Genomic DNA, 16,939 nt, shown 5'->3' on the forward strand with positions numbered 1-16,939 from the left:
AAGTGCTCTAACCTGTATAATCAGCCGCACATCGAAAGCCAATATTTCCGGCAGAGCTGTCTGGAGTATTTTTGCTTCTAGCCGCCACCCGATAACGGTTGCAGTAAGATTTATGGCACAAATACGATCCTCCGCGCATTGATCTTGCGACACCACTTATTGGACCTTTCGGATTCACGGCTTCGGAAGATAAATGATAATCCTTAGTAAACCAATCCGCGCACCATTCCCACACGTTTCCTGACATATTATAAAGACCATAGCCGTTAGGCAGATAGGAATTTACAGGTGCGGTACCTGCAAATCCATCGCTGGCATGATTTTTATCGGGAAACTTTCCCTGCCATACATTACAGCGATGCTCTCCGCCTGGTTTTAATTCGTCCCCCCAAGGATACCGTTTCTGAACCAGTCCTCCTCGTGCGGCATACTCCCACTCCGCTTCCGTAGGCAGACGTTTACCAGCCCAGCGACAATATGCATCCGCATCATGCCATGATAGGTGAATAGCCGGATGATCAAGTCGTTCATCTACATGGGAATCCGGACCTTCAGGATGACACCAATCCGCTCCCTCCACCACCCACCACCAGGGGGTTTGAGTGGCTACTTGGGTCACCTTTTTCCCAGTCTCCATGGAAACAAAAGAATGAAACACGTAAGACCATCCAAATCGTTCCGCATCTGTAACATAGTTTGTTTCCTTGATAAAAGCAGCAAACTGCTTGTTCGTAACCGCCGTTGCATCCATCAAAAAGGAAGATAAGGTAACCTTCCTAGTCGGCCCTTCTCCATCTGCAGGGAACCCTTCCTTATCATCCGTCCCCATAAGAAAAGTGCCTCCAGGGATAAGGATCATGTCCGAGAAATCTTTATCCCCTGTTACTCCTTGAACCGTTGTGTTCTCCTTACAAACATCAATAGATTCTTGTTTCGCGACTTGATTTCGACTAGCTGAACAACAAGCCCGTATGTTCTCTGACATGATTTACCTCCAATCTGGGATTGTCCCGGCTCTGTCTAAAAAAAAGCTACCCCAAGAATGCCAGAAGCAACGATAATGGTGAGCGGATGCAGCTTATATTTCATTAAACCATAAAGTGCAGCGAATACAATGATCAACATGCCAAGGGTCTGCCAAGTAATAAAAGCATGTTCCACGCTATTTAAGCCAAAACGAATCGCAGCATAGGCAATCAAGCCTGTAATCACTGGCCGCAAACCATAAAATAACGTTTTAATCCATTGACTGTCCCTCACCCGATAAAAGAAGACGGAAATAACGATGATGATTAAAAATGAGGGCAGAACCATGCCTAATGTTGACACAATCGCTCCTTCGATTCCGGCTATACGATATCCGATCAAGGTTGCACTGTTCGTTGCAACAGGCCCGGGTGACATCCCTGCGATGGAAACTACCTCTTGGAACTCCCCTTCGGATAACCACCCCCCAGCCATGGCTTCATGCTGAATCATCGGAATGATGGCGTACCCTCCTCCAAAAGAAAGAAAGCCAATTTTTATAAAAGTGAAAAACAAACTCCAAATCACATCGCTTCCCCCTAGATGTAATACTCCGGATAATTCGATTCTTCATCAGAAGCTTTCAAGGACTCCTTCTCCGTTCGAACTTGGAGCCCTAAGAGCTGTTTAATTTGCAGATATACAAACCCAATACATAAACCAATTGCAATCACGTAAATGGGATTAATTCCGAAAACCAGTAAAACAACCGGTATAACTAACGCCGTAACAGCGGTAGTCTTGTCAATTATAGCGTTCTTGGCCATTCGATATGCAGCTACTAGGATCAAGGCAATAACAGCACCATTTATCCCTTTCATAGCGGCAATGACTTTTGGCTGGTCTGCCAGTTGGGAGTATACGGCGCTAAGCAAACAAACAATGATAAAGGTCGGAATCGTTATCCCTGCGATTGCAGCAATCGCACCCTTCACACCAGCAAGACGATAACCAATGAATGCTGCTGCATTTACACCTACACCCCCAGGTGCAGCACCAGCTAAAGATAGAATTTCATCCATCTCCTCTTCAGCCAGCCATTTTCGTTTAGCGGAAATTTCCCGTTCGATCATAGGGATCATCGCATAACCTCCCCCGAAGGTTACAGGACCAATTCGAACAAATACCCAAAACAACTGAAACAATAGACTTATCCTCAGGTCTGTATTCGGTATCATATTTGTTTTCATAGTTGTTCTCATGGAATCCACCCTTATATAATCTGTCGTAATTTCATTATATCACTTTTTCCCAAAATGGAATTAAGTTTTTTGAACGGTAAAATACAACCAAGGGTTTATGAGTTATACTATATTCATGTTAATAAATACAAACTATATAAAAAACGATCTTACAAGTTCATCCTATATATAGCTTGGAGGTATATCGTGGAAAAGCGCTCGACACATATTCCATCACCAAAAAAACTCCTATACGACCGAATCGCCGAACAAGGCACTGTTTCCAAGTTGGATCTTTTACAGACATTTTCGCTTACCAAAAGCACAATGACCCGGATATTAGATGAGATGACGGAAGAAGGCTTGCTGATAGAAAGCGGATTTGGAGAATCTAGCGGAGGCAGAAGACCTATTTTATACCAGATCAATCCTTCCTACGGTTATATAATCGGTTTAGAGATTTCCAGGGTGTATTCTTCCCTTGGTTTATTTGATATGCAAATGAACCCAAAATCAATAGTTCACTGGCGAATGGATCAGGCATTCACACCTGAAAGATTTATAGATCATATCAGTATTCAAATACGCGCTTTCCTTAGGGACCATCAGTTAGTGGACAGTCAAATCATCGGGATAGGAATAGGGGCTGTGGGGCCACTTGATCGGGAACAAGGCTTGATCCTAAAACCGCTGCACTTCCCTTCTTCAGGCTGGAACAATCTGCCGATTTGCAAACTGGTAGAGGAACGGACGGGGTTCAAGGCATGGTTGGACAACGGTGCCAATTCTGCACTGCTTGGGGAACGATGGTCTATCCGTCACGCAAACATTCAGCATATGCTTTATGTACATGCTGGAGCAGGACTCCGCTATGCGATGATGTCTCATGGAAGTATTGTTCATGGCACAATGGATATGGAAGATGCAATTGGTCAAATGATCATCCAGACAGATGGACCCCGATTAAATCATGACGGGAACTACGGGGCTCTGGAAGCATTCGTATCTGTGCAGGCACTAGAACAAAGTGCGCGCTCAGAGGCGAAAATGGACAACGATCTGATCCTCCAAAGATATAAAGTGGCGCCTGAGAAGCTGACTTATGATGTATTGGTACAAGCCTTTAGAGACGGTAATCCACACGCGCGTGAATTATTTACCCAAGCTGCCAGCCTCTTCGGGATCGGGCTCGCCAACGTTATCAACCTGTTTCATCCAGAGACCATCATTCTAGGTGGTGCACTCATTCACTCTCACGAGTTGTTTTTCCAAACAGCGGTGGAGGTGGCACAGAGAAACACTTACCGTTATCCTGAATACCAACCTCACTTCTCCCTAGGTATATTAAAAGAAGAAGCTGTGGTGACGGGTGCGGCAATAATGGTGAGAAATCATATGGTTCTATAGCATAACAAAAAGGTTGTTCCCAATCCTTTGCATGACTGTTGGGACAACCTTCTGTAGTCAAAGCTTATAATGCCTAACAGCAATTTTTGAATTTCTTCCCGCTTCCGCAGAAACATGGATCATTTCGACCCGGAAGTGGTTTTGCACTTTTCCTGTACTCCAGCATCCGCTCCGATCTAAGTCGGTTCGCCAGTAATAACATGCGTTCATAGGCGTATGAGTAGAACATTTTGTAGCTGTGGCAGAAATAATCAACCTCAGTCCGATCATTAACATCAAGCCAATTCCGGTTGCGCGGACATCCCCCATTGCAAAAGCTAAGGTACTCACACTTATAGCATGATTCATTCATATTGGGCTTCATTAACAAAAAATCATCATATACTGGGCTGGTTAGCAGCGCTTCCAGGTCAGTTTGGCCGATATTTCCTAGCCTATGCTCTTCATCGATAAAGAAATCGCAAGGGTAGGCATCCCCGTTCGTTTCAAGCACCATCATCTTCGGGCAACATGAGTTGTGAACGCATAACTCTGCCTCACGATGCATGAATACAAGAAGCATATTCTCAAAAATACGAATAGGAAGCTCTGGGTACCCCTCATTGTACCAAAGGTCAAATGTACGGCATAAAAAGACTCCGTATTGTTCGGGTGTAATTCGGAAACGTCCCGCTACATCACTTTTCTGAGAAACAAAATCCATGCAGGGGATAAACTGAATATTAGGAAATTTATGTTCTTGGTAAAATGCCATCAACTCATCTGGTTTCGTCACGTTATCTTCTTGAATCACTGTCAGAATACTATACTCCACACCCTCATTCTGTAAATGACGAATCCCACGCATAACTAGATCGTAACTGCCTTTCCCCGAACCCGTTACACGATGAGCATCATGAATAGGCTCTGGGCCATCCAGACTAATCCCGACCAAAAAGTTATACCGTTTAAAAAATTTCGCCCATTTCTCATGGATAAGCGTTCCATTGGTCTGCAGTGCATTACTGATCATCGTATGAGGCGGAGCGTACTTAGCTTGAAATGAAATCACTTGTTCAAAATACGGAAGTCCGGCCAATAATGGCTCCCCACCCTGCCAAGAGAAAGTCGCTATCCCTGATGATCTTTTCATGTACTGAGCGATAAATCGCTCCAGAAGCTCCGTATCCATCACTCGGATCGGTTGCTGAGGATGTCCCCCGGCAGTACTGTAATAGCAATAATCACAGGCTAGATTACAATCCTCTGAGACGGTTTTCCACATGACATGAAGGGTCTTCTGCTTAGAGGTTTGTATACATGCAGTCATACGATTCTGCCCCTCCTATGTAATACTATCTTTGTAAAACCTAATTCCTATTTGTTCAATTAAATCATAGATCTGCAAGTCAACGATGAGTAAAACATCATAGCTGGTCAAATAACTGGGCACAAAAAAACTGCACTCCCCATTGTCCGTTGGGACAAAGCAATAAGGGTGTGCAGTTTCTTTGTGGATGAGTCTAACGGTAGTTAGAGACTAGTCTTATTAATTACGGACGTATTCTTTATTTGCTGTTTCTAACATGGATTTCCAATCCGCAAACTTCGTCTCCCTAACAACATGACGATCAAACAGTTCATCAGGTATGTCAGCAACATCTTCTTCTGTCTTTACTTGAAAGTTCCCTTTGGTTACAAACTCATCGAAACTTTTGTAATTGGAATACTTACTCATAAACGCTTCATTAAACAATTTCTCGAAAGAGATGTGATTGGGATCTTCTTGATACGTTTTCTGTCCTTGTAACTCATTCATTAATTCTTCCATGGTCATTGGTTTTTGTCTTCTCAAATTACCACTCCTAATTTTCTGTTATAGTTGTAGAATATCATGTTAATCCATAAATCACACGAATCCTAAGCTTACCATAATTTTGACGATTTCACCTTTCAAATTTCACTTAATATGCAAATAGTCGGCCTCTATACTTAAAATACAACAAAAAACCTTCCTTATTCATAAGGAAGGCTTCTTATTATTAGGACAATTTCACCAGGCTGTAGTTTTTCTTACCCTTACGGATAATGATAAAACGTCCGCCGATGGCTTCGCTGGCTGTAACTTCAAATGCTACATCGCTAACTTTTTCACCGTTCATGGAAATTGCGCCTTTGGTGATGTCTTCACGCGCTTGACGTTTGGATGGCTCAATTCCTAGATCTACCAGCCACTCCACAATATTTTTGGACTCCAATGTCGTTTCGTAGGTCGGCATTTCCTTGAAGCCTTGCTCGATCTCGTCAGCGGTCAGAGATTTAATATCTCCACTGAACAGAGCGGCAGTAATACGTTTAGCCTGCTCCAGCAATTCCTCACCATGCACGAATCTGGTCATTTCTTCAGCCAGTGTTATTTGCGCTTCACGTTTATGCGGTTCGGTCTGCACCTTTTCTGCAAGTGCATCAATTTGTTCTTTAGAGAGGAATGTAAAGTACTTGAGGTATTTCACAACATCACGGTCATCTGTATTCGCCCAGAACTGGTAGAATTCAAAAGCTGTCGTTTTGTTCGGATCCAGCCAAATGGCTCCGCCAGCTGTTTTACCGAATTTTGTACCATCGGCTTTCAGCATAAGCGGGATGGTAAGTCCGAATGCTACCGCCTCAGAACCTTCTTTTTTACGGATCAGATCTAAGCCACTTGTGATGTTCCCCCATTGGTCAGAACCACCGATTTGCAGCTGCACATCTTCATGCTGGAACAGGTGCAGATAGTCCAGGGATTGCAGGATTTGGTAGGAGAATTCCGTAAAGGAAATTCCACTGTCCAATCTGCTCGCTACAACATCCTTGGCAAGCATCGAATTGATGCTGAAGTTTTTACCATAGTCACGCAAAAATTCGATAACATTGATTTTATGCGTCCAATCGTAGTTGTTCACCATGCGGATTTGATTGTCGCCATCAGTCACGAACAGTTTTTTCATCTGTGCTGTAAGTGCGTCAACGTTGGCTTGGATTTGCTCCAGCGTTTGCAAAGAGCGTTCGGATTGACGTCCACTTGGATCACCAATCGTTCCCGTAGCCCCACCAATAAGAATCACCGGACGATGTCCTGCCAGTTGAAATCTTTTGAGCACCATGAATGGAATCAAGTGGCCAATATGCATACTGTCACCTGTTGGATCTACACCGCAGTACAGGGATACCGATTTTTGATTGGTCAGTTCTCTAAGCCCTTCGGCATCTGTTTGTTGATTGATGGCATCGCGCCATTCTAGTTCGTCGATAATATTCATTGCCTTACACCCCTCAAAATTAGTAGTTATCCTATAAATGAAACATCAGTCCGCCAAGCGGAAACGGTTCGCCCTCCTGATTAGGACGGGACCGTTTCAGCGAGAAATATAAGGAGTATTGATGAAGTGAACCCTATAAATCCTTATATTTAAAAACAAAAAAAATCGTCCCCTTGTCTATTGTAGACATAGGGACGATTGAATAACCGTGTTACCACCCAGATTGCACCCATGAAACGCTTATGCTCAAGCATACCATTGATACCACTCTTGACGAGATATCGTTCGCCATTCCGCTCGGTATTACCCGAGATACTCCAAAGTGTAATTCGCAAGCTTAGTGTGTACCGGGTTTCATCAACCCCCGGCTTTCTGAAACAGGGACTAAGTTACTACTGGGCTCCTTCAACGTATATCGTATATAAGATTACAGCCAGTATAGTGAAATAATTCTTTTATGTCAACTATCTTCAGGAGAGAATGCCGTCACACACTTCTACTGTAAAGCGCTACTAGGCATTTCCACTTTTTTTCTGATACAATTACGAAAAAAGAGGTGAACGAATCCGCATGTTAGATCCTATCGATAACCATATTTTGATGCGGCTGGCCCAAAACAGCAGAATTTCCTATACTGATCTAGCTAAAGAAGTCAGTTTATCAAGTGTCGCGGTGAAAGATCGTATTGATCGGCTAGTCAATCAAGGGATTATTGAACAGTTCTCGATTGTCATCAGTGCTGAAAAGCTAGGAAAGAAAATCTCCGCCTACCTGGAACTTGAAGTAGAACCTGCTCATTTAAATCATATCGTCGATGTATTAAAGGAAAACGAACGCGTAGCTGTATTATACGAAATGACGGGACCATGTATTCTGCATATTCACATCTTGGTAGAGAATCTTGAAGAGATGGAACGGTTTATGCATGAATCAATCTACTGTCTGGATGGACTGGTACGTGTAGAAAACCAAATCTTATTAAAACGCCACAAAAATCAGGACGGATTGAATATATAAGAAAAAGAACCGCCTATAAAAACGGTTCTTTTCTCATATGGATTTTTTTAGGATTATCGAATAATTGCTATTTCGTCCTACTCTGTCTTAGCCAGCTTAGCTTTATAAAAGTTCACGAAATATTCGCTGACCACGATCTTCCCGTTCACAACACTTATTGGGGCTGCAAGCTTCACTGTCTCTCCGTTGTAAATCCCCGTTGTCGCTCCAACCTTCATCTCCAGAACATTGCCATTGTAGCTTAGCGTAACTGTCTTAGTGGCTGGCTGCCAGCCAACCTTTGCTCCAAAGTTCTCAAAGCTGCTCCGTAAAACCACGGGCTTGCGCTCGGAATCGCCGAATTGACCTTTATCAATTAAGGCGTGTACGCCCCAGTTTCCATCCACCACTTGTGTAATTCCAAAATCAGCTGACACAGACATCAGAGAGTATGCTTCATCTTCGCTCAATTCCATTCCAGCCATTAAAAAATCTTTTGTTTTATGAGCGGCATCCTTCATCGCTTTGTCGATGGACGAGTTTTTGAAGATATCCGTCTGAGCACTAGCCCCCAGCTCCTCCAAATAATTGGCGTAGCTGAATCCATGCACAACCCACTCGTTCTCATTTTCAAGTAATGGGAAGTTTAAACCTTTCAGCTTGTTGTTAAGCGATGCTTTTTTATGAAGAATGACTTGTATATCCCCAGTGACCGATGTCTCGATCGCAGTTCCGTTAATCTCCGAATCGCCTTGACCGGCATGCGGGTCACCGATCGACAGTAGTGCACCAGCTACGGATACAGGATAATACATTGTTGCACCTTCGGTAATCCGCCAATCATCTACATTACCGCCGTTGTAAGAAGGTGGAACGGAGTCAACAACATCCGCTTCTTTCGGCGCCACACCCATTGTACCAAAGTGGAGACGAACCGGAATTTTCACACCTTTTAGCACATCGAAGTTTTTATCAATCGTATTATGGTCAACGATAACACCCGGGTAGTCAATTGTCGGGTGCACTTGACCATCTGGATCGGTTTGCACAGACCATTTGTAGTTATATACAGCTGTTGCATAATCTGTTCCACCCTCCGTATCCATCTCGTAGATGGTTACTACCTCACGCTTTTTCGGCTCCTCCACCATATCTCCATATAGATAACCCCAGTTCGCTGCGGCATTCACGCCATATGTTTTGCCAGCGTATTGGTCATTCCCATTTGGTCTCAGCTTCATGTCCAGAATCTTAACTTCCAGCACATCTCCTGGTTCAGCACCTTCAACAGCGATGGGACCAGTCATAATATGTACGCCTGGCCCGCGGAGCGCTTCGTTCTTCTCCCCCTCAATCCAGTGGAAAATATCCTCTACTCCCGCATCTCCTTTAATCATCCGCTCGTAATCATCACCAGAGTGATGTGTAATGGCCTCAACCGTTACGATGTCTCCCGAATGCACAGTTAGAGCTGGATCTCCCTTACCTATATTCCCCCATCGAACAGTCTCCGAATTCGCCTTCAGAACATGGGTTTTTGGTTTATACGCATCGTTTGTTGTGTTAGCATACATAACACAAGATAACGAATTCGCCCCTAAAAATAGGGATAACGTGACACCTACATTACGAATTATTTGTTTTTTCATACGAAAATCCTCCATTCCTTTAATAAGTGTTAGTTTTTATAACATTTGGTGTTTCTGAGTATAACAGATGACTTAAGGATTAACAATATAAATATTTTCATGAATTTCGGTTTAAATAATAAACACGAAGGAGTCTTTCTCTTGAATTATCCAAGTTAACTCCACAATAAAAAAACGCCAACACTTATTAGCTCATAGTGTTTGGCGTTGGATTATCCAGTCTAAAGTAATGCACTAATTTTATTTTTGATCAGTAATACTTCTTGTTGCCCGGGTTACAATCCGCTTTGTTTCCTTGGTACCTGATAGGTTCAACCATTCATCACAAATTTGCTGTACCCATGCCGGATGGCTTTTGCTAGCATCATTTAACCAATTGCTTACAGAATCCTGAACGTATTTTGCCGGATCAGAGTTAAGCGGTTCTAATAGCGGAAGGGCAATCGCTGGATTTTCTTTGAGTGCTGTAATATGCTTTGCCCATATCCCATGTGGACGCGTCAATTCGATCGCAAATCTCCTAATATTTGCGTCCTGATCATGAACCCAAGCCTTTAATAATTCAATGGAAGCATCCAGCTCGGCAATGACTGATTCCCTTAAAGCCATCCATGAAATCTCACGCACCCCAAAATGACCATCCGCTGCAAAAGGACGGATTGCTGTTAGTTTTTGAACTAGACTCCATTGATGATTCTGGCCCACGATATAAGCAGCCCAGCAGCGAACACTATCGGATTTATGATGAGCTAACACAGCAAATAGCCGGGAACGTTCCAGCTCTGATTTACAGTCAAATAGAAGCTGCCACTCACGTGAAATCACCGGGATGAGCTTCATGATTTTCTTTTCCGATAACGCATTCAGCCTTTGTAAAATTGGTTTAGCTTCCTGTTCAAAACCTAGCTCATTCAGTACATTTTCCAACAAGACAAGATGATCCACAGCAAGCCATTCCGTTAAATTCACGCTCTGTAAATATCCTTTATTCAGCAGTTCTACAATCTCAACGGGGATTTCAGTAACCCTCCGAGCGCCCTTCCTGTGTTCCATGGAAATCGTCCCTTCACTATGATTTGAAAGCTTAAATCACCTTCATGTCATAGCTAGGATACCGTTGTTTCTAAAAATGAAGCTGTAATCTCGTTTACAACTCGATATCTATGTTATATTTCTTTCCAAAATCTTGTCTCACTGGATATAGATAGTTCTGAACCCTGTCTGAATAACCTCCGCTTTCACCAATTCTTGCAATGCCACTGTTACAGCTTCTCTGCTGGCTCCAATTAAATTAGCGATTTCTTGATGCGATAGAGGAACATTAATTTTGTAACAATTATCCTTATGCTCAACCCCATGCTGATCCGCTAGCTTTAAAAGAACGCACAATATTTTATCATGCAGATTTCCGATGGCTAGATTTTGAGTTAACTGACTCATACTTTTTATGCGGTCGCTCAATACTTGCAATAATGACATCATAAACCTAGGCCGGTGAGAGATGAATTCTTCAAACCTTGCAGGATCAATTGTGCAGATATGGCTTTCCTCAATCGTTTCAATATAATGTTCCTTCGTTCCAAAAGAAATCATACCCATTTCACCAAAAACATTACCCTCACTGAGGATATCCGATGTAAATTGCTTACCGTTTGCGTTTAATTGGTATAAGCGAACCTTTCCTTTTTTCACAAAAAACAGTCCTTCAGAAAAGGTTGACGGTGTTTGGATATATGTATTTTTGGGGACTACTGTTATTCGCGTTAATTCTTCCATTTCAATAAGATCTTCCAGTCCTAACGATTGAAGCAAATTGAATTGAGATAAATAATGATTTTTTTCCATTGCCCCTCCTGTATAAAACGCTATTCATTTCTTCAGTATACCTTACAAAAAAAGCCACGTCCTAAGGACGCAGCTTACTAAATTACCGGTTACTTGCTTCCCAGCGCGCTACTTCTTCCCGCACACGTGGGGCCACTTCGGTGCCCAGCAGTCTAATCGCCTGCATAACATCCTCATGAGGCATCGTGCCGTGCGGCACATGTAAAAAGAATCGCGTAATTCCCACATGCTTGCGCAGATGAATGATTTTATTAGCGACAGTTTCTGGATCACCTACGTAAAGGGCGCCCTCTAAGCTGCACGCTGCATCATAATCTGCACGATGGTACGGAGGTGTTCCTTTTTCTTTCGCCCGCACATTGGTCCGGGCATGCGTTGAAGGAAAAAATTTCTCCAGCGCTAACTGATTAGTCTCCGCTATGAACCCGTGTGAATGCGAAGCGATTGGAAATTTTGAAATATCATGCCCGGCTTCAGCTGCTGCTTTTTTGTAAAGCTGTACATGTGACGCATAATCCAGTGGTAGAACATTCCCTATAATCGCTAAAACAAAAGGCAAACCTAGTGATCCTGTGCGGATCGCAGACTCTGGACTTCCTGCACTCCCGATCCAAATCGGTAAAGGATCTTGAACCGGACGCGGGTAAATCCCCAAATTTTCTATAGCTGCTCGGTGTTTGCCTTTCCAGGTCACTTTTTCTGACTTTTGGATGGCTAATAACAATTCCAGCTTCTCATTAAACAGTTCTTCATAATCCTTCAGATCATATCCGAATAGAGGAAAAGACTCTGTAAACGAACCCCGGCCGATCATAATCTCCGCACGTCCGTTCGAAATTCCGTCCAGCGTTGCAAAGTCCTGAAACACACGCACCGGATCAGCTGAAGACAGGATCATTACAGCACTGCTCAGCCGGATCTTAGTAGTCAACGAAGCAGCCGCAGCCAGTACAACCGCAGGTGAAGACGCCGCATAATCATGCCGATGATGCTCACCTACTCCGTATACATCTAATCCCACCTCTTCGGCAAGTACAATTTCCTCCACTACTTCACGTAGTCGTTCTGCATGACTTATTGTCTCACCCGTTTGGACATCAGGTGTGGTCTCGACAAATGTGCTTACTCCAAGTTCCACTATTCATTTCCTCCTAATATTCTGCACGATGCATTATTCTCTGGATGTAAAAAACCATAAAGGGACTACCTAATTATACTAACTAATTTAGGTCCCTTCGACTATAATCGAAGTTCATCTAATTAGATCCCCCTCACTATAGATCGGACTGAGGAGCCGTTAATTTAATAATTTCATTCATTTTGCTAAATTATCGGACTTAGATGCAGCTATTCGTGCAAAGTAGCTTCCATAATGTTAGTTTAATTGCATTTTGTGCAACTATATACGCTTTGAAGGTAGCCTTTGTGGATTTAGTTGCACTCTGTACACTTAAATACGAGCACTTGCGTCAATATGGCGGGATTCTAGAATAATAGTTGTAAAATATGCAATTAAACTGCCCCAAAGCTGCGAGCATAAGAGCTTAAATGTACTTTTTACAACTATTTTGCTTTTTTAATGAGAATTGTGAGGGTGCTGCTAGTGAGATGTAATCGCGATGTAATAGCGAAGTAATCGCAATAATACAAAAACAAAAAAGACCACTAATCACCTAAACACAGACGATTAGCGGCCGGTCAAATCCAAGCTAGTTTGCATTCCCAATATTCGGAGTTATCGGCTTATCCAGCGATTTCGGTGGTTTGCTTGGGTTTATCCCAACGCCGATCCGACCGAATACATACGCTCCGCCAGGAATTCGATTCGCTAAATTCATTATAAGTGCCGAGCCTACCACACAACCGACAAATTGCAGCAGAACACTAAATAGTCCAAGGTTTTGCAACCCAAATGAAGCTGGAAGCTTAACGAATATAGCCAATAGCAAAGGATGAAGCAAGTATATGCCAAAAGAATATCTGCTGCTCCATTCCAGCACACGTGGCACTTTCTTCATTTTCGATGCCACGGAGAAGAGCAGCAAAATCATGCTTAAGGCGAATAGAAGCATATCAATTCTTTTGGAGCTATGCGCCGTTATCCAGCCTTGACTATTCACGAACAGCACTAGCGCACCTGTCAGAACCGGGAGCGTGTATACGGCTATGCGGAACTTTTTTAATTTTTCCCGGAACCACAGCTCATTTCGTCCCAGGTAATAGGCTACTGTAAAGTAAAAAATCCAACCAGGTGCGAAAATCCAGTACATTTTATCCCAGAAATAATGGGCGGCTGCCGTATCTGCGGGCGTAGTAAAGTTGAAGAAACCCAAATAGATAACGTTAATAAGGAACGATACGATTAGAATATTGCGGGGGTTAAGCCGCTTCGCATACGTCTGAAACCAGAGGAATAAAGCATAAAACTGAAAGATAATCAGTATAAAATAGCCATGGAAATCTCCAATCAGCAAATGACGCCAGAGGTAATACCAAAAAGCCTGCAGCAAAGGAATGCCGTCACTACTCGACAGCTCCAATCCTTTTAGTCCTGCATACAAGGTCCCGAAAAAAAAGTAAGGCAATAAAATATACTTGATTCTTTTCTCCCAAAATCTCGCTGGAATTTCATTGGGATAGGCAAATGACAACACGAATTGGGAGATAAATACGAATACAGGTGTGCCAAACGTTAGCAGTAAACCCACCGACTCTACCCAAGATGTATTTCCATCGTCATAAACCCGATAAAGAGCATGCAGCAGGGCTATACTTAAGCAGGCTACACTACGAAGAACGAACATTTCCGAGTTCATTTTGCGTTCCATGCGGAGTGCCCCTTTCAATGGGTGCTTTTAATGATCTACTGCGCTTCCTACACTTAAGCGGTCAGTAATTGTTTTTTCCAGCCCGGTATGAAAGTTATGGTTAGGGAACCAAGACAATAATTCCTGGGCTTTTTGATTGTTTAAATAGCTATGGAGAATATCCCCCGGACGGGGCTCCGCATAGGTTGTCAGGAAATCACCACCCGTGATGTCGCTTAACATCCGAACCATCGTATTTATCGAGGTTGGTATTCCGCAGCTAATATTCATCGTCTCATTATTCACCCTGCCTTCGGTCTGAACCGCGTCAACGAACGCTTGCGCCACATCCTCCACATAGACGAAATCTCTAGTCTGCTCACCGTCCCCATAGATTACGAGATCCTTCCCTTGCTTTATACGATCCAGAAAAACGGAAACAACGCCAGCTTCTCCATGCGAACTTTGCCTTGGCCCATATACATTAGCGAGACGCAGAATCGTATATTTCAGCCCATGTAAGCTGGCAAACATCCGAATATATGACTCTGGTACACTTTTGGATACACCATAGCAGGACTCGGGATTTAAGGGATGCTGCTCATCAATGCTCAAATATTCCGGGTTCCCATAAACCGCTGCCGACGAGGCATAAACTAGCTTTTGAACCTGATGGATCTCGCACATGCGCAGTACATTCAGCGTGCCAACAATATTCACATTCGCATCAAATAACGGGTTCCGCTGTGATTCTCTGACGTCGATCTGTGCAGCCAGATGAATGACTGCATTTGGCTTTTCAAGGTTAAACACCTCATGCAAAGTCTCATCCCGAATATCGTACTTATACAGAACCGCAGCAGGATTCATATAAGTCAGACCGGAGGCTCCGGATACATTATCTACAATCACAGTTTCTATGCCCTTTTTTATTAGCCGATCAACCACATGGGATCCAATAAAGCCTAACCCCCCAGTTACCAATACCTTCAAAATAAAAAACTCCTTTCGCCCGCTAAGAGTGATCTTTGTACCGTGCATTCCCCGAAAAATTCACATAAAATACAAAATCAAAGGATAAAGGAGTGAAGTATATGGCTACTGCCCCTATTCCAGACAGCTCGGTGACTACGTCCATCCTTTCTGATGGTGCGGTCACATCTATTAAATTAGACCCTGAGACTAACGGTTATGTGAACGTCCGATCGTACGGCGCTGTAGGAAACGGTATCAAGGACGATACAGTAGCGATTCAAAATGCTATCAATGCGGGAAACGCCAAAAACAAAGTAGTAATCTTTCCTCCAGGTGTATATAAGGTATCTTCGGGACGCATGCGTAACCCCTCCGTCCTCGACTGGTGGTGTCTTCGAATTCCGTCCAAAACGAATTTAAGCTTTGAAGCCGGCTCCAAACTTGTGCTTGCCCCGAACCCACCCTCAGACACTAGGGTTCTAGTAATCTTAAATGCCTCAAATATCACAATCGCGGGCACCCTTGAAATTGATGGAAGTGCATCGACTGTTAAAACAGCCGTCAACGATCAGCTTCACGGCTTGTTCATTTCTTCTTCGCAAAATATAACGATAGAGTCAGTGTACTCTCACGATTGCTATGGGGATAATATCTTCATTGGGGGGACAGAAGAAATCCCCTCCGTTAATGTGCACATCGGATATGCACGCTGTGAGACTGCTGGACGAAAGAACTTTGTGGTCCATTTTGTAGACCAGCTTCATGTCAACAGAGCGGTTCTGAATAATAGCCGCGGTGGCGCGCCTAGTTTTACTGGTGCTAACTCTCTCGATCTTGAACCCGATGTCTTTAAAGGAACGCGCAGCTTTTATCAGCGATTCGACTCCTTGACAACCATAGGTTTCGGTAACGACCTATCAGCAGGGCTTACAGATGCTATCGCTAGACTCTGGACACTCGACATCGGTTCACTAGATATGCGTGTAAGCGGATCGGTAAGTCCAGCCTTACTGTCCTATGGACTGACGCTGAAAATCAATCATTTGGCTATCCGTTCCACCGATCATAAAGCTAACTTCGGTCTACAGACGATCTATTCACAATTTATTGATATCGCTAGCGCCAAGTTCGATGGCATCGGGGGCCCTGCGATCTATGCAGCGTTTAATGCTGCCGGAGGTAAACCAAGGTTGCACATCGGTTCTTTAGGAATGTACGGTTCGGGTTCCACCTTAGCAAGTGGTGTCCGAATCGACGGAGGAGATCTTTATGTGGGGACGATAGATGCACAGGATTTAACGGGCAATACCTTGCATTTATTCACAACGGAGTCTGACGCGATGGCTACTGTCGACAATATGATCGTCCGCAATAGCGGAACCAATCAGGTAGTGCTAGTCTCTTCTTACGGTGCAGCTAAACCGTCTCTGCGCCTCAATAATGTAGCGGTGTTTGATACCCGAGCAGTGAAGGTAAAGCGAATTCTAGAATTCGAAACACTAATCGGCATGCAAGGCACATCACTAGGAACCTTGTATAATCCATATTCGCTCCCTGAATGGTTCTCGACCTACGGTAACTTCAAACGGGCCATTCGCCTCACTGGCGGGGCAGTATTGCCCGCGGTGTTCATAGTAGAGGGTTCGCCCGAGGGAGTCGTAACCGCCCCAGTTGGCAGTCTGGCCATGCGAACGGATGGCACGGCACAAGCCACTTTGTATGTGAAGGAAAGCGGATCAGCTGCCAGCGGATGGAAGGCTAAATAAGATGAA

Annotated in this window: 15 protein-coding genes and 1 other annotated feature; of the genes, 3 read left to right on the forward strand and 12 right to left on the reverse strand. The window is 43.7% G+C overall.

What is annotated here, in order from left to right:
• Positions 1–7: 7 nt before the first annotated feature.
• The 3 genes from MHH89_RS09075 to MHH89_RS09085 are packed head-to-tail and all read right to left on the reverse strand — an operon-like array spanning position 8 to position 2,228.
• Positions 8–985: a formylglycine-generating enzyme family protein gene (locus MHH89_RS09075; protein ID WP_341086892.1), complete on the reverse strand. Its 978-nt coding sequence runs from the start codon at positions 983–985 to the stop codon at positions 8–10.
• Positions 986–1,020: 35 nt separating this feature from the next.
• The gene (locus MHH89_RS09080; RefSeq protein ID WP_076280220.1) at positions 1,021–1,554 is read right to left on the reverse strand and encodes a chromate transporter; all 534 of its coding nucleotides are present in this window, start codon (positions 1,552–1,554) and stop codon (positions 1,021–1,023) included.
• An 11-nt stretch (positions 1,555–1,565) separates the two neighbouring features.
• Positions 1,566–2,228 (reverse strand): chromate transporter, encoded by a 663-nt coding sequence (locus MHH89_RS09085; protein WP_254848924.1) that lies wholly within the window; start codon positions 2,226–2,228, stop codon positions 1,566–1,568.
• A gap of 186 nt (positions 2,229–2,414) precedes the next feature.
• Between MHH89_RS09085 and MHH89_RS09090 the strand changes: the two genes are divergently transcribed.
• Positions 2,415–3,614: an ROK family protein gene (locus tag MHH89_RS09090; protein ID WP_076129734.1), complete on the forward strand. Its 1,200-nt coding sequence runs from the start codon at positions 2,415–2,417 to the stop codon at positions 3,612–3,614.
• Positions 3,615–3,687: 73 nt separating this feature from the next.
• On the opposite strand, the gene MHH89_RS09095 is transcribed toward MHH89_RS09090, so the two are convergent.
• From MHH89_RS09095 to tyrS, 3 genes are all read right to left on the reverse strand, one after another.
• The gene (locus tag MHH89_RS09095; RefSeq protein ID WP_076309751.1) at positions 3,688–4,923 is read right to left on the reverse strand and encodes an anaerobic sulfatase maturase; all 1,236 of its coding nucleotides are present in this window, start codon (positions 4,921–4,923) and stop codon (positions 3,688–3,690) included.
• Between the two features lie 219 nt (positions 4,924–5,142).
• Complete coding sequence (locus MHH89_RS09100; RefSeq protein WP_042189061.1) at positions 5,143–5,430, reverse strand: hypothetical protein; 288 nt, start codon at positions 5,428–5,430, stop codon at positions 5,143–5,145.
• Positions 5,431–5,635: 205 nt separating this feature from the next.
• Positions 5,636–6,895, reverse strand: coding sequence for a tyrosine--tRNA ligase (gene tyrS, locus MHH89_RS09105; RefSeq protein WP_076129736.1), 1,260 nt, complete (start codon positions 6,893–6,895; stop codon positions 5,636–5,638).
• Between the two features lie 187 nt (positions 6,896–7,082).
• Positions 7,083–7,313: a binding site (T-box leader), on the reverse strand.
• A 152-nt stretch (positions 7,314–7,465) separates the two neighbouring features.
• Here tyrS and MHH89_RS09110 point away from each other — a divergent pair.
• The gene (locus MHH89_RS09110) at positions 7,466–7,912 is read left to right on the forward strand and encodes an Lrp/AsnC family transcriptional regulator (RefSeq protein WP_038571749.1); all 447 of its coding nucleotides are present in this window, start codon (positions 7,466–7,468) and stop codon (positions 7,910–7,912) included.
• A gap of 77 nt (positions 7,913–7,989) precedes the next feature.
• Here the strand turns inward: MHH89_RS09110 and MHH89_RS09115 are convergent, their stop codons facing one another.
• The 6 genes from MHH89_RS09115 to MHH89_RS09140 all read right to left on the reverse strand — a co-directional run bounded on the left by MHH89_RS09115 (position 7,990) and on the right by MHH89_RS09140 (position 15,185).
• Positions 7,990–9,540, reverse strand: a complete 1,551-nt coding sequence (locus tag MHH89_RS09115; protein ID WP_256717477.1) for an acetamidase/formamidase family protein — start codon at positions 9,538–9,540, stop codon at positions 7,990–7,992.
• A 240-nt stretch (positions 9,541–9,780) separates the two neighbouring features.
• A complete protein-coding gene (locus MHH89_RS09120; RefSeq protein WP_076309750.1) occupies positions 9,781–10,593 on the reverse strand; it encodes a DNA alkylation repair protein in 813 nt (270 codons plus the stop codon).
• Positions 10,594–10,731: 138 nt separating this feature from the next.
• On the reverse strand, positions 10,732–11,385 hold the full coding sequence (locus tag MHH89_RS09125) for a Crp/Fnr family transcriptional regulator (RefSeq protein WP_341086894.1): 654 nt from the start codon (positions 11,383–11,385) through the stop codon (positions 10,732–10,734).
• A gap of 82 nt (positions 11,386–11,467) precedes the next feature.
• Positions 11,468–12,523 (reverse strand): LLM class flavin-dependent oxidoreductase, encoded by a 1,056-nt coding sequence (locus MHH89_RS09130; protein WP_076129739.1) that lies wholly within the window; start codon positions 12,521–12,523, stop codon positions 11,468–11,470.
• Between the two features lie 571 nt (positions 12,524–13,094).
• A complete protein-coding gene (locus MHH89_RS09135) occupies positions 13,095–14,213 on the reverse strand; it encodes an acyltransferase family protein (protein WP_341086895.1) in 1,119 nt (372 codons plus the stop codon).
• Positions 14,214–14,240: 27 nt separating this feature from the next.
• Positions 14,241–15,185, reverse strand: a complete 945-nt coding sequence (locus MHH89_RS09140) for an NAD-dependent epimerase/dehydratase family protein (RefSeq protein WP_340393872.1) — start codon at positions 15,183–15,185, stop codon at positions 14,241–14,243.
• Between the two features lie 101 nt (positions 15,186–15,286).
• Between MHH89_RS09140 and MHH89_RS09145 the strand changes: the two genes are divergently transcribed.
• Positions 15,287–16,933: a glycosyl hydrolase family 28-related protein gene (locus MHH89_RS09145; protein WP_341086896.1), complete on the forward strand. Its 1,647-nt coding sequence runs from the start codon at positions 15,287–15,289 to the stop codon at positions 16,931–16,933.
• Positions 16,934–16,939: the final 6 nt, after the last annotated feature.

The organism is Paenibacillus sp. FSL H7-0323 (genome assembly GCF_038002725.1).
GTDB classification, from domain to species: domain Bacteria; phylum Bacillota; class Bacilli; order Paenibacillales; family Paenibacillaceae; genus Paenibacillus_AQ; species Paenibacillus_AQ odorifer.